The sequence below is a fragment of the Palleronia marisminoris genome (genome assembly GCF_900172315.1).
GTDB classification, from domain to species: domain Bacteria; phylum Pseudomonadota; class Alphaproteobacteria; order Rhodobacterales; family Rhodobacteraceae; genus Palleronia; species Palleronia marisminoris.
The window spans coordinates 206302-227493 of the sequence record NZ_FWFV01000004.1 but is presented as its reverse complement, the minus strand read 5'-3'; the positions used below and the strand labels follow the sequence as shown (position 1 = coordinate 227493).

Here is a 21192-nt window from a genome sequence, read left to right as displayed (position 1 = left end):
CCTACAGGATCATCATGCGGATGCCGTAGGCGACGACCCCTAGGACCGCCACGCTGATGCACCAGATGGCGATGAACCAGACGAGCTTGCGGAACATCAGTGATAGCCGTCCCCGTGGCCGATCTTGCCGCGGAAGATGTAGTAGGCGAACACCGTGTAGCCCAGGATGATCGGCACCAGGATGATCGTCCCCACGAACATGAAGAGCTGCGATTTGAATGGGCTCGCGGCCTCGTACATCGTGACCGAGGGGGGGATCACGTAGGGCCACATGCACACGCCCAGGCCGATGAAGCACAGCAGGAACAGCCCCAGCACCAGCGCGAACGGCAACCATTCGCGGGACTCGTTGTACAGCTCCTTCCCGAGGAAGATCACGAAGGCCACGACCAGGATCGGCACCGGCGCCACCTGCAGCGCGGCGGGAAAGGCGAACCACCGCTGGAAATACTGCGGTTCCAGGAATGGCGTCCACAGCGAGACGACAGCGATGAAGCCCACCGTCACGAAACCGAGGATCCGAGCGATCTTGCGGGCCTTGTCGCGCATGTCGCCCTCGGTCCGCCAGTTCAGCCAGCACGCGCCCAGCAGGCCGTAGCCGAACACCACGGCCACGCCGCAGACCACCGAGAACGGCGTCAGCCAGTCCAGCCAGCCGCCGCCATACTGCCGGCCGTCCACCTCGATCCCCTGCAGAAGCGCGCCCAGAGTGATGCCTTGCGCCAGTGCCGCGACGGTCGAGCCTCCGATGAACGCCCAGTCCCAGAACTTGCGCGAGAAACGCGAATCCGCCCGCCAGCGCGCCTCGAACGCGACGCCGCGAAAGATCAGCCCCAGCAGCATCGCGATGATCGGCGGGTAGATCGCCGGCATGATGATCGCGTAGGCCATCGGGAAGGCCGCGAACAAGGCACCGCCCCCAAGGACGAGCCAGGTCTCGTTGCCGTCCCAGACCGGCGCGACCGTGTTCATCATCAGGTCGCGATCTTCCTTCGACGGGAACGCCGGATAAAGGATCCCGATCCCAAGGTCGAACCCGTCCATCACCACGTAGACATAGACCGAAAAAGCCAGGAGGAGAGCCCAGGCGACGGTAAGGTCGAAGCTGATACCCATCTGTACGTCCCCTTATTCCGCTGGTGCGTTCTGGGCGCCTGTCGTCTCGGGCTTGGAGCTTGCCATGATGCCGCCGGTGCGGATCGGGCCGTCATCGCCCTCTGCGTCCTCCTCGCCGGGCTCCGGTGCCTTGCCCATGAGGACGAGCATGTAGAGGATACCCGCACCGAAGATCATGAAGTAGATCACGATGAACGCGATCAGCGACGTCCCCACCGCCGATGCCCCGATCGGCGAGACGGACTCCTCGGTGCGCATGATCCCGTAGACCGTGTAGGGCTGGCGCCCGACCTCGGTGGTGATCCAGCCCGCGATGATCGCGACCAGACCGGCGGGCGACATCACCAGCGCCGCGCGGTGCAGCCATCCGTCTTGATAGAGCGATCCGCGCCACCGCACCCAGAGAGACCAGAACCCCAGCCCGACCATCAACATGCCCAGCCCGACCATGATGCGGAACGAGAAGAACACGACCGCCACGGGCGGCTCTTCGCTGCGGGGCACGGTGTCCAGCCCCTCGAGCGACGCGTTCCACCCCTTGCCAAGGATCGGCCCGCCGATGCGCGGGATCTTCAGCTCGTACAGCATCTCTTCGGCCTCCTGGTCGGGGATGCCGAACAGGATCAGCGGGATGCCTTCCTCGGAGGTCTCGAAGTGCCCCTCCATCGCCAGCACCTTCACGGGCTGGTATTCGTAGGTGTTCAGGCCCTGCTCGTGGCCCAGGAAGACCTGGATCGGGGCGACGACAGCCGCCATCCACATCGCCATCGAGAACATCGTCCGGACGCCGTGATTGTCGCGTCGCCCCTTCAGCAGGTGCCAGCCGCCCACGCCGCCGACGATCAGCGCCGTCGACAGGTAGGCTGCCGTCAGCGTATGCGCGAGGCGGTAGGGGAAGGACGGGTTGAAGATCACCTGAAGCCAGTCCTCGGGCAGGAACTGGCCGTTCTCGCCGATCGTGTAGCCGGCTGGGGTGTGCATCCAGCTGTTCACCGACAGGATCCACGTGGCCGAGATCGCGGTGCCCACGGCGACCATCAGCGTGGCGAACATGTGAAGGCCGGGGCCGACCTTGTCGCGCCCGAACAGCATGATCCCCAGGAACCCGGCCTCGAGGAAGAATGCGGTCAGCACCTCGTAGGCCATCAGCGGCCCGATCACCGGCCCGGCCCGGTCCGAGAACACGGACCAGTTGGTGCCGAACTGGTAGGACATCACGATGCCCGACACGACGCCCATGGCGAAGGTGATCGCGAAGATCTTCACCCAGTACTTGAACAGCCGCAGGTAAGCTTCGTCCTTGCTGCGCAGGTACAGCGCGTTGAGGACGGCGAGGTAGCTGGCGAGGCCGATCGAGAGTGCGGGGAAGATGAAATGAAACGCGATCGTAAAGCCGAACTGGATTCGGGCCAGCATGAGCGCGTCTAGTCCAAGAAACGTGTCCATTGCCTGTCCCCGTCAAGTCCTCCCTCCAAACTGGTTTCCCCGCCCGGTAAATCCACCCGTTCTGGTCGCAACAATGTCGCAGCCGCTCGCCGGAACGCGAAAGGGCCCCTCGGTCGGAGGGGCCCCGCAGGTCTCGTGCTCGGTGTCGCGGCCGATCAGGCCATCTTGGGATAGAGCACCACGCGGGCGTCCATCGGGACCTGTTCGTAGAGCAGCTTGATATGCTCGTTCGTCAGGCCGGCGCAGCCGTTCGAGACGGCGCGGCCGATGGTGTTGATGTCCGGCGTTCCGTGGATCCGCAGGTACGTGTCGCCGCGGCCTTCCTGGAACAGGTAGATCGCGCGCGCGCCAAGCGGGTTGTCGGGGCCGCCGGGCATCCCGTCGGAATACTGGGCGTACTTCTCGGGCTCACGCTCGATCATGCCGGGGGTGGGCGTCCAGGACGGCCATTCCTTCTTGGCCCCGACATAATACTGGCCGGGCTCGTAGAGGCTGTCGCGACCGACGCGGATGCCATAGCGCCAAGCCTTGCGGTCGGGCATGGTCCAGAACAGTTGGAAGTGGTCGGGAAAGACATGGACCTCGCCGGGCGGCAGCGCGTGGCGCAGCGTGACGAAAGCCGGCTGCAGATGCGGCGGCAGCGATTGCGCTTGGGCCGGCGGGCCGGCGAGGGCAGCGCCGAACGTCGCCATGCCGGACAGAATGAAGTCGCGACGATCCATGTGTGTGTCCCCTTCGTGTTTTTATATCGGTCAGGATAGCCAACATAGGATGCGCCGGTTGGTTTCCGCAGACCTTATACGTTTATGTGAAACCATGTCATACTCACCCGCATGATAGCACGGGGGGCGATCGGTCGCCATGGCCGGCCCGGAAACGAAAAGCCCCGGCGCGGGGGCCGGGGCTTTCCGATGCGTGGGGGAAGAGTTCAGCCCTCGGCTGCTTCTTCCTGCGTTTCCTCGCCGGTCTCCTGGTTGACCATCTTCATCGCGAGGCGGACCTTGCCGCGATCGTCGAAGCCCAGAAGCTTGACCCAGACCTCCTGGCCTTCCTTCAGGGCGTCCGAAGGATGGTTCAGGCGGCGGTTCTCGATCTGGCTGACATGCACCAGGCCGTCGCGCTTGCCGAAGAAGTTCACGAAGGCGCCGAAGTCCACGATCTTGACGACCGTGCCCTTGTAGACCTTGCCTTCCTCGGGCTCGGCCACGATCGAGTAGATCATGTCGTAGGCCTTCTTGATGGCCTCGCCGTTGGCGGACGCGATCTTGATGACGCCGTCGTCGTTGATGTCGACCTTGGCGCCCGAGACTTCCACGATTTCGCGGATGACCTTGCCGCCCGAGCCGATGACTTCACGGATCTTGTCGGTCGGGATCTGCATCGTCTCGATGCGCGGGGCGTGAGCCGAGAATGCGCCGGCCTCGCTGATCGCCTTCGACATCTCGTTCAGGATGTGCAGACGACCGGCTTTCGCCTGGGCCAGCGCCTTCTCCATGATCTCGGGCGTGATGCCCGCGACCTTGATGTCCATCTGCAGCGACGTGATGCCGTTCTCGGTGCCCGCGACCTTGAAGTCCATGTCGCCGAGATGATCCTCGTCGCCCAGGATGTCGGTCAGGATGGCGTAGCTGCCGTCCTCTTCCAGGATCAGGCCCATGGCCACACCGGCCACGGGAGCCTTCAGCGGAACGCCCGCATCCATCATCGACAGCGACCCGCCGCAGACCGATGCCATCGAGGACGAACCGTTCGACTCGGTGATCTCGGACACCAGGCGGATCGTGTAGGGGAAGTCCGTGACCGGCGGCAGGACCGCCTGCAGCGCACGCCACGCCAGCTTGCCGTGGCCGATCTCGCGACGGCCCGGGCTGCCAACACGACCCACTTCACCGACCGAGTACGGCGGAAAGTTGTAATGCAGCAGGAAGTTGGAACGATACGTGCCTTGCAGCGCGTCGATCATCTGCTCGTCGTCGCCGGTGCCCAGCGTGGTCACGACCAGCGCCTGCGTCTCGCCGCGGGTGAACAGGGCCGAGCCGTGGGTCCGGGGCAGGATGCCCGTTTCCGACACGATCGAACGAACCTGGTCGGTCGACCGGCCGTCGATGCGCTTGCCGCCCTTGACGACGTCGCCACGCAGGATCGACGATTCCAGCTTCTTGAACGCCGAGCCGAGGTTCGAATCCTCAAGCTGCTCTTCGCTCAGTTGGCTGCGCACGTGCTCGCGGGCGTCGGCGATGGCCGTGGTCCGCTCCTGCTTGTCGGTGATCGCGAAGGCGGCGCGCATCTTGTCTTCGCCAGCGGCCTTCACGGCGTCATACAGCGCCGAGTAGTCGGGCGGCTGGAAGTCGAAGGGTTCCTTCGCGGCGTCTTCAGCCAGGTCGATGATCAGGTCGATCACCGGCTTGATCTGCTCGTGCGCGAAGTTCACCGCGCCCAGCATTTCCTCTTCGGTCAGCTCGTAGGCTTCCGATTCGACCATCATCACCGCGTCGCGCGTACCGGCGACGATCAGGTCGAGGCGCTGCTCGGGATTGTCGCGCAGCTTGTGCATGTCGTCGATTTCGGGGTTCAGCACGTATTCGCCGCCCTCGTAACCCACGCGGCAGCCGGCGATCGGGCCCATGAACGGGGCACCCGACAGCGTCAGCGCGGCCGAGGCGGCGATCATCGCAACCACGTCGGGATCGTTGACCAGGTCGTGGCTCAGCACGGTGCACATCACGAGCACTTCGTTCTTGAAGCCGGGGACGAAAAGCGGGCGGATCGGGCGGTCGATCAGGCGGGCGGTCAGCGTCTCCTTCTCGGTGGGGCGGGCCTCACGCTTGAAGAAGCCGCCGGGGATCTTGCCCGCGGCGTAGTATTTTTCCTGGTAATGCACGGTCAGCGGGAAGAAGTCCTGGCCGGGCTTCTGCTGGCGGGCATAGGTGACGTTGGCCATCACCGAAGTCTCACCGAGGGTCGCGATCACGGTGCCGTCGGCCTGCCGCGCAACCTTCCCGGTCTCGAGCGTGAGGGTTTCTTCGCCCCACTGCATCGATTTCTTCGTTTCGTTGAACATCTGTCGTATCCTGTCTGGGCCGCGCAGAGCCCTCTCTGCCGGTCCGTTTGCATGGCGGCCGTATTGCCGCCGACCCCTCCATCATCTCATGCGCCGGGGTCGAAGCGTCACGTCTCAGATGGGGCGCCCATACAGGAAAACACGGCCGCTTGCTAGGCGGGGCGGTTGTCCGCTCATTTTGCGCCGGGGCAACACTCGGGGCGCACCTGCACGCGGATGCGGATGATCCCTCGCCGGGGCGGGGAAGGCGGCGTATTGGGTGGGAAAACCAAACCCGACAAGAGGTATCCATGAGGATCGCAGCAGTTCTGGGGGCGACAGCCCTCCTTTCGATTCACGCCGGTGCAAGCGTCGCGCAGTCCTACATGGGCGGCGGCGGCGAAATGAGCGGCCCCTATGCCGGCGGTCAGTACGGCCGCTTCGGCTATGACGCCGAGGGCGATGTCGGCGGCGGCGACACCACCGACACGATCGAGCAGGGCTATATCGGCGCCCATGCCGGTTACCTCGCGCCCGTCTATCCCTTCGTCCTTGGCGGAGAGGTTTCCCTGGACGTCTTCCACGTCGGGGATGTCGAGTATCGCCAAAGTCTCGGGAATCGCGGTGGCGGAAGCGGCACGATCGAGGTGGACGACTGGGCCAACCTGATGCGCTTCAAGGCGATCGGTGGCTACGATGCGGGGCGCGCCATGCCCTACGTCACCGCCGGCCTGTCCCGCCTGACCATCGGAGACGAGTCCACGGGTGGCTACTTCATCGGCATCGGCGGTGCCGTGAACCTGACGCCGCAGTTCTCGCTTGCCCTCGAAGGCATCTACGACGTCTTCGACGAGCCGACCTTGTGCAGCGACGACGGGTGCCTCGACTACGGCGAGGGCGCCGACGGCACGACCCTCATGCTCAAGGGCTCCTACCGCTTCTAGGGATCGATCGGACCGGGAACGAAAAAAGCCGCCCCGAGGGGCGGCTTTTGCGTCACCGATCTGCGGTGTGCGGTTCAGCGGCGGATGTTGAGCCGCTGGATGAGGTCGCGATACCGCTCCTCGTTCTTCGCACGGGTGTAGTCCAGGAGCTTCCGGCGCTGCGCGACGAGCTTCAGCAGGCCGCGGCGCGAGTGGTTGTCCTTGTGGTGCGTCTTGAAATGCTCGGTCAGGGCGGCAATGCGGTGCGTCAGGATCGCGACCTGCACCTCGGGCGAACCGGTGTCACCGGACTTCGTCCCGAAATCGTTGATGACCTTTTGCTTCTCTTCCGGCGTGATCGACATCGGGTGTCTCCTTCAAGTTCGAGTGTGACGGCGCCGACCGGGATGTCGTCCAGAACGGGCCCTGCCGCGCAGAATCGTGCGGCGAAGCGCGCGTATAGAGGACAGGGGGCGACTTGAAAAGGGGCCTACGCCCAGACCTGCGGCGACTGCGTGTAGGCGATATAAAGGGGGTGCTTCGGATGCCCCTCCTTCGACAGCCCCAAATGGTGCAGCACCTGTCCCGAGTCGCGCATCAGCCGCTCGACCTCGGGGCCGCGGCCCAGATGGGCGCCGTGGGTGCCCCAGGCGCAGACGATGGTGTCGGCCCAGTGGCAGCCGTCGAGGATGGCCGCGTCGTTCTCGGGGCGGCCGACAGGTTCGTCGGCGCGGCGCATCGCCTTGGGATCGGTGTCGCGCCAGGCGAAGATGTTGCAGACCCGGAACGCGCCGAAGCCCAGCGTCCGGGCGCGGCGCTCGCACCGCTCGACCGTGGGGTCGTTTTGGATCTCGGTCGCGGTCGACGGGTTCAGCATGACGAACAGTGCCTTTTCCCCAGCCGGATCCCATACCCGCGTCAGGGTGTAGCGGTAGCGTTCGCAGTCGGAATAGACCGCCACGCTTGCCGCATCGCCCTTCAGGTGCTGCCGTTCGATCACGTCAGAAGAACGCGCGAGGGGTGGAACTGCCCCGCGCGATAGTGCCCCAGCGCGACCGCCTGCCCTTGGTGCGCGGCCCAGGTCAGATCCCCGAAATCGGCCTCGGTCGACAGGACCTCGGCGGCGTTGCCGTTGCGGATCTTCGTCGCGGCGATCTGGTTCACGTGGCAGACCGGCAGGTCCGACAGCCCGGCCTCGACGGGCAGCAGAAGCTGGTCGATCTCTTCGGTTCGCGCCAGTTCCTCGATCCGCTCCATCGTCACGGCGCGGTCCAGTTCGAACGGCCCCGACCAGATGCGGCGGAGGGAGGTGACGTGGCCGAGGCACCCCAGCTCCTGCCCCAGGTCGCGCGCGATCGAGCGGACATAGCCGCCCTTGCCGCAGACCAGATGCAGGTCGGCCGCGTCGCCCCGCGCGTCGTCCAGCGAGAGCTCGTCCACATAGAGGGCGCGAGCCTGCAACTCGGGCGTCTCGCCCTCGCGCGCCATGTCGTAAGCGCGGCGGCCGTCGACTTTCACGGCTGAAAACGCGGGCGGCGTCTGCATGATGTCGCCGACATAGCCGGGCAGGGCGGCCTCGATCGCCTCGCGCGAGGGGCGGGCGTCCGACGTCTCCAGAACCTCGCCCGATGCATCGTCGGTAGTCGTTTGCGTTCCCCATTTTACGGTGAAGTCGTAGGCCTTCAGCGCGTCGGTGATCGACGAAACGATCTTTGTCGCCTCACCCAGTGCAATGACCAGCACGCCCGTCGCGTCGGGGTCCAGCGTGCCCGCATGGCCTGCCTTCTTCGCCTCGAACGCCCAGCGGACCTTGTTCACCACGTCGGTCGAGCCGATTCCGGCCGGCTTGTCCACGACCAGCCAGCCCGAGACGTCGCGTCCTTTCTTGCGCCGCGCCATTAGTCCTCCGTCACCGTTCCGATGATCGGCCCCATGGGCCAGCCGGCGTCATGCCGCCCCGAGCCGGCGTCGTAAAGCCGCGAGATGGTGCCGTCGAAGTAAAGCGCATCCGGCACGCCAAGCTCGTCGCGGAACAGGCGGCCGAACGTGTGAAAGTTCACCACCTCATTCGAGATCGCGAAATACAGCGTTCCGTCCGGCCCCACGCCCACCCCGTTGCGGATGTTGAGAGAGTCCGAATCGGCCAGGAAGCGCGGGTGCAGGTCGCCGTCGATCACCAGCATCGGGCCCGACTGCGTGGCAAAGGTGCAATCCGGCGGTTCGGCGGCGAAGGTGCGGCTTTCGATCACCTGCGCCTTGTCGTCGGTCAGGCACAGCACCCCGTTCGGCAGCAGCCCGAAATTGCCCGGCCCCTCGGAGGTGACGATCTCGCGCGCGGTCTCGCCGTCCTCGACGTAAAGACCCACGGGCGAGCGGTCGGGATGATACATGCCCGCATTCATCGCCACGCCCAGCGCCTGCCCCTGAAAGGCAAGCGCGTCGTTCACGGCGCGGAAGCTGGCATAGGGCGCGCCTGCGTCGTCCCGCAGGAACAGGCGCACATCTTCGGCCGCGGGGTCGATGCGGCACACGGTGAAACCCGCGCCGTCGAAGGTCACGTCCTCGCATTCCGCCGCCGCTGCGGGTAGCGCGGAAAGGCCCAGAAGGACCAGCGCCGCGCGGATCACCCTTCGTCCTCCTCGTCGTCGCCCAGGTCGCGCTGGACGTCCTCGCGGGCGAAGAGCTCGCGCGTCTCGTCGAGGCGGTCGAAGGTGTCGTCGATAAGGAACCGCAGGTCGGGCGTGAATTTCAGCGTCGTCTCTTTCGACAGCGCGCGGCGCAGCTCGTGCTTGTTGCGCTTGAGGCCGGCGATCGCCTCTTCGCGGTTCTTGCCGCCCAGCGGCAGCACGTAGGCCGTCGCGATCTTGAGGTCGGTGGACATGCGCACCTCGCTCACGGTGATCGACAGGCGATTGAGGTCCGGGTCGTGGATATCGCCCTTGTTCAGCACGTCCGACAGCGTGCGGCGGACCAGCTCGCCCACGCGGAGTTGCCGCTGATTCGGGCCGGATCCTTCGGAATGACGGTTCTTGGACATGGGGCGCAGATATTCACCTCTCCCGGGCGGTGCAACAGGACGTTGCGAGAGGCGGCCGATCCGGGCTAGCTGCCCGCCATCGGATACGGGGGACGAGCCATGAAGATCGCGGTTGCGGGCGTATCGGGCCGGATGGGCCAGATGCTGGTGAAGGCGGTGGAAGAGGCCGACGGCGCCGAGCTGTCGGGTGCCATCGAGAGGCCGGACCACGCCTGGGTCGGGCAGGACCTGTGCGATCTCTGTGGCATGGGTCGGGGCGTGACGGTCGCGTGCGATGCCGCGCAGGGGATCGCCGGCGCTGATGCGGTCGTCGATTTCACCGCGCCGGCCGCCACCGTGGCCCTGTCGCGCGCCTGCGCCGAGGCGGGCGTGGCGCATGTGATCGGCACGACCGGTCTGTCGGACGAGGACATCGCTGCCATCGACGAAGCGGGCCGGAAGATCGCCATCGTGCGCGCCGGGAACATGAGCCTTGGCGTCAACCTGCTGACCTCGCTGGTCGAGCGTGTCGCGGCGAGCCTCGGGCTGGACTACGACATCGAGATCTTCGAGGCGCATCACCGGCACAAGGTCGACGCCCCCTCGGGCACGGCGCTGATGCTGGGCGAGGCGGCGGCCAGGGGGCGCGGCGTGGACCTGGCCGACGTGGCCGACCGCGCCCGCGACGGGATGACGGGCGAGCGCGAGCCCGGCGCGATCGGCTTTCACGCCATCCGTGGCGGGTCCATCATCGGCGAGCATGACGTGGTCTTCGCAGGCCCGGGCGAGACGCTGACCCTGAGCCACGTCGCCAACGACCGCGCGCTCTTTGCCAAGGGCGCGATCCGCGCCGCGCTCTGGACCGAGGGGCGCGAACCGGGGCACTACGACATGGTGGACGTGCTGGGGCTCTAGGCTTCAGAAGTCGATGGCGATGCCCTTCTTCTCCCAGTCGCCATAGCGGATGGGCTCAAGGCCGTCGCGGCCGCCAAGCTCGGGCGGCAGGTCCAGCGGCTTGGCCGCCTTGCGCCGCGCCTCGGCTTCTTCAAGCGCGCGGATCGCTTCGGGGGGCAGGTCGTCTTTGTCCATCGGCTTACCTTGCTGGTCAAACGGGCCTCTTCCGTCATATACGCAGCGCCGTTCCCGCAACAAGGTCAGGCCCCATGGACACCGCCCGCGCCGCCGCGCTCACGCTGATCCGAGAGGTGACCGAATCCGGCCGCCTGCTGCCCGAGGTCTCGGACAAGATCCTCGCCCCGCTATCCGGCCCCGACCGCGCCCGCGCCATGCGGCTGGCCCTGACGACGCTGCGCTGGAAGGACCGCGCCGACCGGGCGCTGGGCCCGCACCTGCGGATGAAGCCCCGGCCCGAGGTGCTGAACGTCATGCGCCTCGCCCTGTGCGAGATCTATGTCGAGGGCGCCGCCCCCCACGGTGCCGTCGGCGCGGCGGTCGACCTTTCGCGCGGGACCGAGCGCGGCAAGGGGCAGGCGGGCCTCGTCAACGCGGTGCTGCGCAACGTCCTGCGCAAGGGCCCCGAAGCATGGGAGGCCTTGCCCGTCCCGCGTCTCCCCAAGTGGCTGCGCAAGCCGCTGGTGACCGATTTCGGCAAGGACGCCGTCGCGGGAATGGAGATTGCCTTTGCCGCCGGCGCGCCGCTGGACCTGACGGTGAAGGACGACCCCGAAGGCTGGGCCGAGCAACTGGGTGGAACCGTCACGCCCACAGGGTCTGTGCGGCTTGCACGGCAGGGACAGGTGTCGAAGCTGCCGGGCTATGACGAGGGCGCGTGGTGGGTGCAGGACGCCGCCGCCGCGGTGCCGGTGCGCGCGCTGGACCCGCAGCCGGGCGAGCGGGTGCTCGACATGTGCGCGGCCCCCGGCGGCAAGACGATGCAGATCGCGGCGGCGGGGGCCGAGGTGACGGCGCTGGACATTTCCGAGGGGCGGTTGGCGCAGGTCCACGAGAACCTCGCCCGCTGCGGGCTTGCAGCCGAGGTGGTCGCCGCCGACGCGCTGGAGTGGCAGGGCAGGCCGTTCGACGCGGTGCTTCTGGATGCGCCATGTTCGGCCACCGGCACGATCCGCCGCCATCCCGACCTGCCCGTCGCCAAGACCAGCGACGCCTTCCCCGAGCTTTTCGCCCTGCAGGAGCGCCTGATCGACCGCGCGCTGTCGCTGGTGAAGCCGGGCGGGCGCGTCGTCTTCTGCACCTGCTCGCTGCTGATCGACGAGGGGGAAGAGCAGGTCCGCGACGCCCTCGCTCGCCATCCCGGCCTGACGGTCGAGACCGCACCCCTGTCCATTCCCGGCATCGACTCCGCGTGGGTCGGCCCCGAGGGCCTGCGCCTGCGCCCCGACTACTGGCCCGATCTGGGCGGCATGGACGGCTTCTTCGTCACGGTTCTGCGCCGTGCGCCGCATGGCGATGACAGCGCGGGCGGGCCGGTCTAAGCTCGGCGCGACCGAGAAAGACACGCCGTGCCGCGCCAAGACCTGACCCGCCTCGACCGACTTCGGATGTGGAACGACCGCCGCCGGCATGCGGAGGCCGAGTTCCTCGTGCGACCGGGCCCTCGCGATCCGGGCCGTCTGCATCGCGGGCAGGGGATGCTGGAGGGCGAGTTCATGTTCCTCGGCTACAGCGTCGAGGCCCCCGACACGTCGATCTGGGACCTGCCCATCCCCGAGCCCGCCTTCCACGAGGCGCTGCACGCCTTCGGCTGGCTCGACGATCTTGCCGCGACCGGGGCCGGGGACCGCAAGGCGCGCGCGTGGCTCGACGACTGGATCGCGCGGTATGGGGACGGGACCGGGCCGGGCTGGCGGCCCGACCTGCTGGGCCGGCGGGTGCTGCGGCTGATCGACCATTCCGGCATCCTGATGATGGGCGACCGGCCGCGCGACCACGCCGCGCGCGCCTCGCTGCAGGTTCAGGCACGGCAACTGGCCCGGTCGTGGCGACGGCTGCGGCCCGGCCCCCGGCGGTTCGAGGCGCTCGCGGGCGTCCTGCTTGCCGCCGGGACGCTTGCGGGCCTGTCCGGCCACCGGGCGAAGGCGCTTCAGGCGCTCGAGGCCGAGATCGCCCTTACTGTGGGGTCGGACGGCACCCTCCCCAGCCGCAACCCCGAGGCGCTCGCCCGGATCTTCGCCGATCTCGCCCGTATCCGCGCCGACCTGGAGGAAACGGACGCCCCGGTCCCGCAATTCCTGACCGACGCGCTGGGCCGCATCGCGCCGGTCATCCGGACGCTGCGCCACGCCGACGGCGGATTGCCGCGCTTTCACGGCGGCGGGCGGGGGGCGCCGGGCCTCGTCGACCAGGCGCTCGCACGCTCGGGCACCCGGGCCGGCCCGCCCACCGATCGGGTGATGGGCTATGTCCGCCTCGCGCACGGGCGCACGACGCTGCTGATGGACGCAGCACCACCCCCAACGCAGTCGGCCGAGGCCCACGCCTCGACCCTCGCGTTCGAGCTGACGTCGGGGCGCCGCCCCCTCATCGTGAATTGCGGCTCTGGTCGCACATTCGGCGACCGCTGGCGCCGGGCGGGGCGTGCGACCCCGTCCCATTCCGCGCTGACCATCGCCGGCATGTCCTCGTCCCGGCTGGGGGCGAACGACCTGATCTCCGACGCCCCCCGCGACGTGCGGATCGAGCGCCGCCGCAACGACCGGTCGACCGGAATCATCGCCGGGCATGACGGCTACGTCCGCAGCCACGGCCTGACCCATGTGCGGCAGGTCCATCTGGGCCATGACGGCCGCGGGCTTCAGGGCGAGGACGTGATCGCCGCGATCGAGACCGAGGACGAACCGATCCTCGACGCTGTCCTCGATGCCGCGGGTGGCTGGTTGCCCTTCACCATCCGCTTCCACCTGCACCCCGAGGTCGACGCCGCGTTCGGCGCCGACGGCCAGTCCTTCGATCTGGCGCTCGGCTCGGGCGAGCGGTGGGTGTTCCGGCATACAGGCAGAGCCGCACTGTCCCTGGAAGCTTCGGTCTATCTCGACGTGGGCGAGCTGGAACCGACCCCGGCGCGGCAGATCGTGCTCAGCTCGACAGTGGCGGATTACGCCACCCGCGTGACCTGGACCCTTGCAAAAGCCGACCAAACCCCCGATGCCGTGCGCGACCTCGTGCACGGGGATCGCCCCGTGCTCGCCTGAATTGCGCCGGAGTGCCCATGCCCGAACTCGTCCCCCTCAAACGCGCCCTCCTGTCCGTGTCGGACAAGACCGGCCTGATCGAACTGGGCCAGGCCCTTGCCGGCCGCGGGGTCGAGATCCTGTCCACCGGCGGCTCGGCCAAGGCGCTGCGCGACGCGGGGATCGAGGTGCGCGACGTCAGCGAGGTCACCGGCTCGCCCGAGATGATGGACGGCCGGGTCAAGACCCTGCACCCCAGGATCCACGGTGGCCTCCTGGCGCTGCGCGACGACCCCGCGCACGCGCAGGCGATGGAGGATCACGGCATCGGCGCGATCGACCTCCTGGTGGTGAACCTCTACCCGTTCGAGGCGACCGTGGCCCGCGGCGCGGACTATGCCGAGGCGGTCGAGAACATTGATATCGGCGGCCCCGCCATGATCCGCGCGGGTGCGAAGAACCACGACTACGTCACGGTGATGGTCGACGTCGAAGACTACGCCGCCCTGCTGGTCGAGCTGGACGACAACGGCGGCCAGACCTCGCGCGCCTTCCGCCAGACGCTGGCGCAGCGCGCCTATGCCCGCACGGCGGCCTATGACGCGGCGGTGTCGTCGTGGATGGCCGGGGCGATCGGTGACGTGGCGCCCCGCCGGCGCGCCGTGGCGGGCATGCTGAAGCAGACCATGCGCTACGGCGAGAACCCGCACCAGTCGGCGGCCTTCTATACCGACGGCTCGAACCGCCCCGGCGTTGCCACGGCGACCCAGCACCAGGGCAAGGAGCTGTCCTACAACAACATCAACGACACCGACGCGGCGTTCGAGCTGGTCTCGGAATTCGCCGATGCCGGCCCCACCTGCGTCATTGTCAAGCACGCCAACCCATGCGGCGTGGCCCAAGGCGGCACGCTGGCCGAGGCCTACGGGCGCGCCTATGATTGCGACCGTGTCTCGGCCTTCGGGGGCATCGTCGCGCTGAACCGACCGCTGGACGAGGAGACCGCCCGCGCCATCACCGGCATCTTCACCGAGGTCGTTATCGCCCCCGGCGCGAACGATGCCGCGCGCGAGGTCTTCGCAGCCAAGAAGAACCTGCGCCTGCTGACCACCGAGGGGCTGGCCGCCGCCGTGCCCGGGCTGACCTGGCGGCAGGTCTCGGGCGGATATCTCGTGCAGGACCGCGACATCGGACAGGTGACCGAGGCCGATCTGAAGGTCGTCACCAAGCTTTCGCCGACCGACGAACAGCTCAGGGACCTGCTCTTCGCGTGGACCGTCGCCAAGCACGTCAAGTCGAACGCCATCGTCTATGCCAAGGGCGGAGCGACGGTGGGCGTCGGCGCCGGGCAGATGAGCCGCGTGGACTCCACCCGCATCGCCGCGCGCAAGGCGCAGGACATGGCCGAGGCGCTGGACCTGCCCGAGACGCCGACGGTGGGCTCGGTCGTCGCCTCGGACGCGTTCTTCCCCTTCCCCGACGGGCTTCTGGCGGCCGCCGGTGCCGGCGCGCGGGCGGTGATTCAGCCCGGCGGCTCGGTCCGCGACGACGCGGTGATCGAGGCGGCCGACGAGGCAGGCCTTGCCATGGTGTTTACCGGCCAGCGGCACTTCCGGCACTGATGCGACGGCTCCTCACCCTCTGCCTGGCGGTCTTGCCCGCCCTGGCCCTCGCGCAAGAGGACCCCGAGGCGGTGCTGTCCGGGCTTCTGGACCAGAGGGACATCGCGCCCGACCGCCTCGCCCCCGCCTTCCGGGCGGAGGTGCCGCCCGCCGCGCTGACATGGGTGCTGGACGACGTGGTCGCGCAGGTCGGGACGGTCGAGGACATCGCGCTCGACGGCAGCCGGTTCACCGTCACGGGGACGCAAGCGGTCGTCCGGGGGTCCATCGCGCTGGACGACGAAGGGCGGATCGCCACCCTGTTCTTCGAGCCGCCCGAACCCGTGGCCGAGACGATCGACGACGTGACCGAGGGGCTGACCGAGCTGGGCGCCGACGTGGCCTGGCTGGTGACGCGCGGGGACGAGACGCTCGCCGCCCACCGGGCCGACGACGTGCTGTCGGTGGCCTCGGCCTACAAGCTGGGCGTGCTGGCGGCGCTGCGGGCCGAAATCGAGTCCGGCGCGCGCGATTGGGCCGACGTGGTGCGGCTGCAGGATCGCCACCGCTCGCTGCCCTCGGGCGCCATGCAGGACTGGCCCGAAGGCGCGCCGGTGACGCTGCAGACCGCGGCGACGCTGATGATCGCCGAAAGCGACAACACCGCGACGGACCTGCTGATCGACACGCTGGGCCGCGAGGCGGTGGCCAGAGCCCTGGGTCAGGACCGTGTGCTCACCACGCGCGAAGTCTTCGCGTTGCGGGCCGATCCCGACGCAGCCGCCGCGTGGCGCGCCGCCGATCCAGACGAAGCGGCCCGGATCGCCGCCGAAGCGGCCCGCGACCTTCCGGACCCCGCCGCACTTGGCGACCAAGGCCCCGACTGGCAGCTTCCGGCGCGCACCCTCTGCGACCTGATGGAGCACGTCGGCGACCTAGACATCCTGTCGGTCAATCCCGGCCCCGTTCCGCCCGATGACTGGGCGCAGATCGCCTACAAGGGCGGCGAGTTGGGCGACACCTACAACCTGACCGCGCTGGTCTGGGACGGCCGGGCGCCCGTCTGCGCCGTTCTGACGGTGAACGGGCGCACGGCGCCGCCGGCAGAGATCGTCGGCGCGTTCCGCGCGCTTCTCGCCGCAGCACGGGAGGCGGGCGAATGAGGCTTCTGTGGCTCAGCGCGGCAATCGTGTTCGTCCTCGATCAACTGACCAAGGTGATCGTCGTCCAGCTTCTGGGCCTGTCCACGCGCGGAGTGATCGAGGTGCTGCCACCTTTCGTGACCTTCCGCATGGCCTGGAACCGCGGGGTGAATTTCGGCGTCTTCGCCGGCGACGGCGACGTCACCCGCTGGATCCTCGTCGCCGTCGCCCTCGCCATCTCGGCCTGGGTGGTGTTCTGGCTGCGCCGCGAAAAGCCGGGCCGGTGGGGCATGATCTCGGGCGGGGTGCTGGTCGGCGGAGCATTGGGCAACGTGCTCGACCGGTTGATCTACGGGGCCGTGGCGGATTTTCTGAACATGAGCTGCTGCGGGATCGACAACCCCTACAGCTTCAACGTGGCCGATATCGCAATCTTCGTGGGCGCGGTGGGTTTGATCCTGTTCACCGGCCGGTCGAAGACGGCGTGACGCGCGCGGACGCATAGGATATGGCACGGACCCAAGGGGACGGGAGACGCAAGATGACCACCACGCTGCGCATCGTGACACTGGCGCTGGTCGCCGCTCTGGCGGGGTGCGGGGCGGGCGAACCCGACCTCATCCGCCCCAGGAGCAGCGGCAATGGGCCGGATGAGTTCGGCATCGTGCCGAACAAGCCGCTGCAGCAGCCGCAGAGCCTGTCGCAGCTTCCGCCGCCGACGCCGGGCGGGACCAACCGCACCGACCAGACGCCCGAGGCCGACGCGATCGCCGCACTCGGCGGCAACGCCGCCGCGCTGGCCGGGCCGGTTCAGGGACCCGCGCTGATCCAGTACGCGGGCCGGTTCGGGGTCGATGGCGACATTCGCGCCCAGCTCGCTGCGCAGGACCAGGCCTTCCGCGACGGTAGACCCGGCCGCCTGCTCGAACGGATGTTCGGGACGACGACCTACTATTCGGCCTACTCGAACCAGTCGCTCGACCAGTACCAGGAGCTGGAGCGCCTGCGCCAGCTGGGCGTCCGCACGCCCTCCGCACCGCCGGAAGACTAGAGCGGGCGGCACGTTCGCATGGTCAAGCTCGTCCTGCTTCACAGAGCCGACTCGATCTATGGCGACGTGCCCGAGGCGCAGTATGACTTCCCGAAGGCCTACCTGAAGGCGGTGTCCGACGGCGTCGGCGACTGGGCGATCTACTACGAGCCAGTGAAGGCCGGTCCGAAGGGCTACTTTGCGGTGGCCAAGATACGACAAGTCATCCCGAACCCGGCGGCAGAGGGTCGTTTCCTTGCCCTCGTCGAGCCGGAATCCTTCCTGGAATTCGATGCGACGGTCCCGCGCCTGATCCACGGCCGTCCCTTGGAAAGTGCGCTCGGCCACGTGGATGGAACGCCGAAGGCCGGCGGCGCGCTACAAAGCGCCGTCCGGCGTCTGCCCGAGGCCGAGTTCGCACGGATCGTGAACCTGGGCCTTCCGCCGGACCTCGAACGCGACGAGGCGACCCGCTACGATCCCGTCCAGCCCGGTTTCGCCGACGCGCCCGCCGTGTTCGAGCGCCCGGTGATCGAGCGCCTGACACGGCGCGCCTATCGCGATGTCGCATTCCGCCGGAAGGTGCGCGCGGCCTACGACTATCGCTGCGCCATGTCGGGGCTGCGGCTTCGCAACGGGGGCGGGCGACCCGAGGTGCAGGCAGCCCATATCCGCCCCGTGGCAGACGGCGGCAGCGATTCGGTTCGCAACGGTCTTGCGCTGTCGGGCACGCTGCACTGGATGTTCGACCGCGGGCTCGTCTCCGTGGCCGAGGACGCGACGATCCTCGTGTCGCGCAACAAGGTGCCGGGGGATGTCGTGTCGCGGCTGATCAACGCCGACAACCGCTTGCATACGCCCGGCGATCCGCGTGACGCGCCGCACCCGGCATACCTCAAGTGGCATCGCGAGAATGTCTTCGGTCAGTGGACCCCGGATGGCTCGGCCCCATGGGACTGACGCCCATATCACGACCTCGTAGCCCCGGGTTTGCCCCGGACCCCGGCGGCAATACCTAGGGAGAAACCCAAACCGCGAGGTTCTACATGCTGCGCCTCTTTGCTCCCGTCGCGTTCCTTGCCTCGGCGGTTGCCGCCCAGGCTGCCGAGGTCACCAGCTTCACGCTGGACAACGGCCTCGATGTCGTTGTGATCGAGGATCACCGCGCCCCGGTCGTCGTCCATATGGTCTGGTACAAGGTCGGCGCCGCCGATGAAGAACCCGGCGTCTCGGGCATCGCCCACTACCTCGAACATCTGATGTTCAAGGGCACCGACGAGCTGGAGCCGGGCGAGTTCAGCCGCACCGTCGCGCAGCAGGGCGGCACCGACAACGCCTTCACCAGCTACGACTACACCGCCTATTTCCAGCGCGTGGCCTCCGACCGCCTCGACCTGATGATGGAGATGGAGGCCGACCGGATGCGCGACCTCCAGCTCGACGACCGCGACATCGCGACGGAGCTGCGCGTCGTGCAGGAAGAGCGAAACCAGCGGATCGAGAACGACCCCGGCGCGCTGTTCTCCGAGCAGCGGGACGCGGCGCAGTACCTGAACCACCCCTATGGCCGCCCCATCATCGGCTGGATGCACGAGGTCGAGAGCCTGGAACTCGAGGACGCCACCTCTTTCTACGAGCGCTACTACGCCCCGAACAACGCGATCCTCGTCGTCGCCGGTGATGTCGACCCCGAGCACGTCCGCGAACTGGCCAAGGAGCATTACGGCCCGCTCGATCCGACCGAGAACCTGCCCGAGCGCGTACGCCCGCAGGAGCCCCCGCAGCTGGCCGAACGGCGCATCACCTACGAGGATCCGCGCGTGGCCCAGCCCTACGTGATCCGCACCTACCTCGCCCCCGAGCGTGAGACCGGCGCGCAGGAAGAGGCCGCCGCGCTGACCCTGCTGGCCGAGGTGCTCGGATCGGGCCAGACCTCGGAACTGAACTCGCGCCTGCAATTCGGCACGGGCGAGGCGCTTTACACGAGCGCCTTCTACAGCGGCACGTCCTATGACGACACGACCTTCGGGCTGGTGATGGTCCCGGCGCCCGGCGTCTCGCTGGAAGCGGCCGAGGCGGCGCTCGACCGCGAGCTGGCCGATTTCCTCGAGGATGGCGTCGACCCCGAACAGCTCGACCGGATCAAGACGGAGCTCGGCGCGGCCCTGATCTACGAATCCGACAGCCCCCAGTCGCTTGCCAACCGCTACGGGCGGGCGCTTGCCACGGGGCTGACGCTGGACGATGTGGAAGCCTGGCCCGACATCCTCGACCGGACCACCGCCGAGGACATCATGGCCGCCGCCCGCGACGTGTTCGACCGCAACCGCGCCGTGACCGGCTACCTCAAGGCGCCCGAGGACGCGCCGCAGGATGCCGCCTCCCTCGCGACCGTTCCCGACGCCACGGAGGTCACTCAATGATCCGCACCGTCTTCGCCGCCGCCTTCGCGGTTCTGGCCGGCCCCGCCCTCGCCGCCGTCGAAGTGCAGGAGGTGACCTCGCCCGGCGGCATCGACGCCTGGCTGGTCGAGGAACACTCGATCCCCTTCACCGCGCTTGAGATCCGCTTCGTTCCCGGCGCCGCAGCCGACCGCGACGGCAAGCGCGGGGCGGTCAACCTGATGGCGGGACTGCTGGAAGAGGGCACCGGCGATCTCGACGCGCAGGGGTTCGCCGCGGCGCGGGACGAGCTGGCCGCCCGGTTCGGCTACGACGCCCATGACGACGCGGTGTCCGTCTCGGCCCAGTTCCTGACCGAGAACCGCGACGAGGCGGTGGACCTGCTCCGCCGTTCCATCGTCGAGCCTGCCTTCCCCGAGGACGCCATCGCCCGCGTCAAGGATCAGGTCCTGTCCATCATCGCCCGCGACGCGACCGATCCCGGCGCCATCGCACGCGAGACCTTCGACCGGCTGGCATTTGGCGACCACCCCTATGGCAGCCCGGTCGAGGGCACGGCCGAAAGCGTCACCGCCCTGACCCGTGACGACATCGAACAGGCGCATCGTGACACGCTGGTGAAGGACCACCTCTACGTCTCGGCCGTGGGCGACATCACCCCCGAAGAGTTGGGGACGCTGCTGGACGACCTGCTGGGCGACCTGCCGCAATCCAGCGACGCGCCCCTGCCGGCCGATGCCGGCTGGAACCTGGAGCCGGGGGTAGAGGTGGTGGACTACCCCGTCCCGCAATCGGTGATCCTCTTCGGCCATGAAGGGATCGAGCGCGACGACCCCGACTTCTTCCCCGCCTATGTCGCCAACCAGATCTTCGGTGGCGCAGGCTTCGAATCCCGCCTGATGGACGAGGTTCGCGTGCAGCGCGGCCTGACCTACGGGATCGGCACCTACCTCGCGCCGATGGAATATGCCGAAGTGGTCGGCGGGCAGGCGAACTCGGCCAACGCGACGGCCGCGGAGCTGGTGGACGTGGTCCGCGGCCAGTGGGGTCGGATCGCCGAGGGCGTGACCGAGGAAGAGCTGGCCGACACCAAGACCTACCTGACCGGCGCCTACCCGCTGCGGTTCGATGGCAACGCCAACATCGCCTCGATCCTCGTCGGCATGCAGATGGACGAGCTGGAGCCCGAATATATCGACACGCGCAACGACCTGATCGAGGCCGTGACGCTGGACGACATCACCCGCGTGGCCGAGCGAATCTACCGCCCCGACGACCTGTCCTTCGTCATCGTCGGCCAGCCCGAAGGCATCGACGCCGACTGAACC

Annotated in this window: 22 protein-coding genes; 11 read left to right on the top strand and 11 right to left on the bottom strand. The window is 68.1% G+C overall.

Features of this window, described 5'->3' with window-relative positions:
* Position 1: 1 nt before the first annotated feature.
* The 5 genes from PAM7066_RS09055 to pnp form a co-directional block, all read right to left on the bottom strand.
* Positions 2-97 carry a DUF2474 family protein gene (locus tag PAM7066_RS09055; RefSeq protein WP_085853835.1) on the bottom strand — a complete coding sequence of 32 codons (96 nt, stop codon included), beginning with the start codon at positions 95-97 and terminating at the stop codon, positions 2-4.
* Entirely contained in the window at positions 97-1116 is a 1020-nt protein-coding gene (gene cydB / locus PAM7066_RS09050) for a cytochrome d ubiquinol oxidase subunit II (RefSeq protein ID WP_085853834.1), read from the bottom strand. Before cydB ends, PAM7066_RS09055 begins: the two co-directional genes overlap by 1 nt.
* Before the next feature lie 12 nt (positions 1117-1128).
* Entirely contained in the window at positions 1129-2562 is a 1434-nt protein-coding gene (locus tag PAM7066_RS09045) for a cytochrome ubiquinol oxidase subunit I (protein ID WP_085853833.1), read from the bottom strand.
* 155 nt (positions 2563-2717) lie between these two features.
* On the bottom strand, positions 2718-3284 hold the full coding sequence (locus PAM7066_RS09040; protein ID WP_085853832.1) for a L,D-transpeptidase: 567 nt from the start codon (positions 3282-3284) through the stop codon (positions 2718-2720).
* Positions 3285-3490: 206 nt separating this feature from the next.
* Positions 3491-5623, bottom strand: a complete 2133-nt coding sequence (pnp, locus tag PAM7066_RS09035; protein WP_085853831.1) for a polyribonucleotide nucleotidyltransferase — start codon at positions 5621-5623, stop codon at positions 3491-3493.
* Positions 5624-5913: 290 nt separating this feature from the next.
* On the opposite strand from pnp, the gene PAM7066_RS09030 reads away from it, so the two are divergent.
* A complete protein-coding gene (locus PAM7066_RS09030) occupies positions 5914-6546 on the top strand; it encodes an outer membrane protein (RefSeq protein ID WP_085853830.1) in 633 nt (210 codons plus the stop codon).
* Between the two features lie 74 nt (positions 6547-6620).
* Here PAM7066_RS09030 and rpsO read toward each other — a convergent pair whose 3' ends face one another.
* The 5 genes from rpsO to rbfA all read right to left on the bottom strand — a co-directional run bounded on the left by rpsO (position 6621) and on the right by rbfA (position 9562).
* Positions 6621-6890, bottom strand: a complete 270-nt coding sequence (gene rpsO / locus PAM7066_RS09025) for a 30S ribosomal protein S15 (protein ID WP_085853829.1) — start codon at positions 6888-6890, stop codon at positions 6621-6623.
* 125 nt (positions 6891-7015) lie between these two features.
* Positions 7016-7525 (bottom strand): DUF1643 domain-containing protein, encoded by a 510-nt coding sequence (locus PAM7066_RS09020; protein ID WP_085853828.1) that lies wholly within the window; start codon positions 7523-7525, stop codon positions 7016-7018.
* A complete protein-coding gene (truB, locus tag PAM7066_RS09015) occupies positions 7522-8424 on the bottom strand; it encodes a tRNA pseudouridine(55) synthase TruB (protein ID WP_085853827.1) in 903 nt (300 codons plus the stop codon). The genes PAM7066_RS09020 and truB overlap by 4 nt, the downstream gene beginning before the upstream one ends.
* Positions 8424-9152 carry a phosphodiester glycosidase family protein gene (locus PAM7066_RS09010; RefSeq protein WP_085853826.1) on the bottom strand — a complete coding sequence of 243 codons (729 nt, stop codon included), beginning with the start codon at positions 9150-9152 and terminating at the stop codon, positions 8424-8426. Before PAM7066_RS09010 ends, truB begins: the two co-directional genes overlap by 1 nt.
* On the bottom strand, positions 9149-9562 hold the full coding sequence (rbfA, locus tag PAM7066_RS09005) for a 30S ribosome-binding factor RbfA (protein ID WP_085853825.1): 414 nt from the start codon (positions 9560-9562) through the stop codon (positions 9149-9151). Before rbfA ends, PAM7066_RS09010 begins: the two co-directional genes overlap by 4 nt.
* Positions 9563-9661: 99 nt before the next feature.
* Here rbfA and dapB point away from each other — a divergent pair, with 99 nt between their 5' ends.
* Complete coding sequence (gene dapB, locus PAM7066_RS09000) at positions 9662-10456, top strand: 4-hydroxy-tetrahydrodipicolinate reductase (protein ID WP_085853824.1); 795 nt, start codon at positions 9662-9664, stop codon at positions 10454-10456.
* 3 nt (positions 10457-10459) lie between these two features.
* Here dapB and PAM7066_RS08995 read toward each other — a convergent pair whose 3' ends face one another.
* Positions 10460-10630 carry a DUF1674 domain-containing protein gene (locus tag PAM7066_RS08995; RefSeq protein WP_085853823.1) on the bottom strand — a complete coding sequence of 57 codons (171 nt, stop codon included), beginning with the start codon at positions 10628-10630 and terminating at the stop codon, positions 10460-10462.
* Positions 10631-10704: 74 nt separating this feature from the next.
* Here PAM7066_RS08995 and PAM7066_RS08990 point away from each other — a divergent pair, with 74 nt between their 5' ends.
* The 9 genes from PAM7066_RS08990 (at position 10705) to PAM7066_RS08950 (ending at position 21189) form a co-directional block, all read left to right on the top strand.
* Positions 10705-11994 (top strand): RsmB/NOP family class I SAM-dependent RNA methyltransferase, encoded by a 1290-nt coding sequence (locus PAM7066_RS08990; RefSeq protein ID WP_085853822.1) that lies wholly within the window; start codon positions 10705-10707, stop codon positions 11992-11994.
* A 27-nt stretch (positions 11995-12021) separates the two neighbouring features.
* Positions 12022-13710, top strand: coding sequence for a heparinase II/III family protein (locus PAM7066_RS08985; protein ID WP_245749638.1), 1689 nt, complete (start codon positions 12022-12024; stop codon positions 13708-13710).
* Positions 13711-13727: 17 nt separating this feature from the next.
* Positions 13728-15311, top strand: coding sequence for a bifunctional phosphoribosylaminoimidazolecarboxamide formyltransferase/IMP cyclohydrolase (purH, locus tag PAM7066_RS08980; protein ID WP_085853821.1), 1584 nt, complete (start codon positions 13728-13730; stop codon positions 15309-15311).
* Entirely contained in the window at positions 15311-16453 is a 1143-nt protein-coding gene (locus PAM7066_RS08975) for a serine hydrolase (protein WP_085853820.1), read from the top strand. Before purH ends, PAM7066_RS08975 begins: the two co-directional genes overlap by 1 nt.
* Entirely contained in the window at positions 16450-16920 is a 471-nt protein-coding gene (gene lspA, locus PAM7066_RS08970) for a signal peptidase II (RefSeq protein ID WP_085853819.1), read from the top strand. The genes PAM7066_RS08975 and lspA overlap by 4 nt, the downstream gene beginning before the upstream one ends.
* 53 nt (positions 16921-16973) lie before the next feature.
* The gene (locus PAM7066_RS08965) at positions 16974-17483 is read left to right on the top strand and encodes a DUF3035 domain-containing protein (RefSeq protein ID WP_085853818.1); all 510 of its coding nucleotides are present in this window, start codon (positions 16974-16976) and stop codon (positions 17481-17483) included.
* An 18-nt stretch (positions 17484-17501) separates the two neighbouring features.
* The gene (locus tag PAM7066_RS08960; protein WP_085853817.1) at positions 17502-18422 is read left to right on the top strand and encodes an HNH endonuclease; all 921 of its coding nucleotides are present in this window, start codon (positions 17502-17504) and stop codon (positions 18420-18422) included.
* 86 nt (positions 18423-18508) lie between these two features.
* Positions 18509-19885: a M16 family metallopeptidase gene (locus PAM7066_RS08955; protein ID WP_085853816.1), complete on the top strand. Its 1377-nt coding sequence runs from the start codon at positions 18509-18511 to the stop codon at positions 19883-19885.
* A complete protein-coding gene (locus tag PAM7066_RS08950; protein ID WP_085853815.1) occupies positions 19882-21189 on the top strand; it encodes a M16 family metallopeptidase in 1308 nt (435 codons plus the stop codon). The genes PAM7066_RS08955 and PAM7066_RS08950 overlap by 4 nt, the downstream gene beginning before the upstream one ends.
* Positions 21190-21192 lie beyond the last annotated feature (3 nt).

Bases quoted from the DNA above. Each gene is read 5' to 3' on its own strand.
- PAM7066_RS09030 (WP_085853830.1), top strand. From the start codon at position 5,914: ATGAGGATCGCAGCAGTTCTGGGGGCGACAGCCCTCCTTTCGATTCAC.
- rbfA (WP_085853825.1), bottom strand. From the start codon at position 9,562: ATGTCCAAGAACCGTCATTCCGAAGGATCCGGCCCGAATCAGCGGCAA.
- PAM7066_RS08975 (WP_085853820.1), top strand. From the start codon at position 15,311: ATGCGACGGCTCCTCACCCTCTGCCTGGCGGTCTTGCCCGCCCTGGCC.
- PAM7066_RS09045 (WP_085853833.1), bottom strand. From the start codon at position 2,562: ATGGACACGTTTCTTGGACTAGACGCGCTCATGCTGGCCCGAATCCAG.
- PAM7066_RS09040 (WP_085853832.1), bottom strand. From the start codon at position 3,284: ATGGATCGTCGCGACTTCATTCTGTCCGGCATGGCGACGTTCGGCGCT.
- PAM7066_RS08950 (WP_085853815.1), top strand. From the start codon at position 19,882: ATGATCCGCACCGTCTTCGCCGCCGCCTTCGCGGTTCTGGCCGGCCCC.
- dapB (WP_085853824.1), top strand. From the start codon at position 9,662: ATGAAGATCGCGGTTGCGGGCGTATCGGGCCGGATGGGCCAGATGCTG.
- lspA (WP_085853819.1), top strand. From the start codon at position 16,450: ATGAGGCTTCTGTGGCTCAGCGCGGCAATCGTGTTCGTCCTCGATCAA.
- PAM7066_RS08955 (WP_085853816.1), top strand. From the start codon at position 18,509: ATGCTGCGCCTCTTTGCTCCCGTCGCGTTCCTTGCCTCGGCGGTTGCC.
- PAM7066_RS08995 (WP_085853823.1), bottom strand. From the start codon at position 10,630: ATGGACAAAGACGACCTGCCCCCCGAAGCGATCCGCGCGCTTGAAGAA.
- PAM7066_RS08960 (WP_085853817.1), top strand. From the start codon at position 17,502: ATGGTCAAGCTCGTCCTGCTTCACAGAGCCGACTCGATCTATGGCGAC.
- PAM7066_RS08990 (WP_085853822.1), top strand. From the start codon at position 10,705: ATGGACACCGCCCGCGCCGCCGCGCTCACGCTGATCCGAGAGGTGACC.
- rpsO (WP_085853829.1), bottom strand. From the start codon at position 6,890: ATGTCGATCACGCCGGAAGAGAAGCAAAAGGTCATCAACGATTTCGGG.
- pnp (WP_085853831.1), bottom strand. From the start codon at position 5,623: ATGTTCAACGAAACGAAGAAATCGATGCAGTGGGGCGAAGAAACCCTC.
- truB (WP_085853827.1), bottom strand. From the start codon at position 8,424: ATGGCGCGGCGCAAGAAAGGACGCGACGTCTCGGGCTGGCTGGTCGTG.
- cydB (WP_085853834.1), bottom strand. From the start codon at position 1,116: ATGGGTATCAGCTTCGACCTTACCGTCGCCTGGGCTCTCCTCCTGGCT.
- PAM7066_RS08965 (WP_085853818.1), top strand. From the start codon at position 16,974: ATGACCACCACGCTGCGCATCGTGACACTGGCGCTGGTCGCCGCTCTG.
- purH (WP_085853821.1), top strand. From the start codon at position 13,728: ATGCCCGAACTCGTCCCCCTCAAACGCGCCCTCCTGTCCGTGTCGGAC.
- PAM7066_RS09055 (WP_085853835.1), bottom strand. From the start codon at position 97: ATGTTCCGCAAGCTCGTCTGGTTCATCGCCATCTGGTGCATCAGCGTG.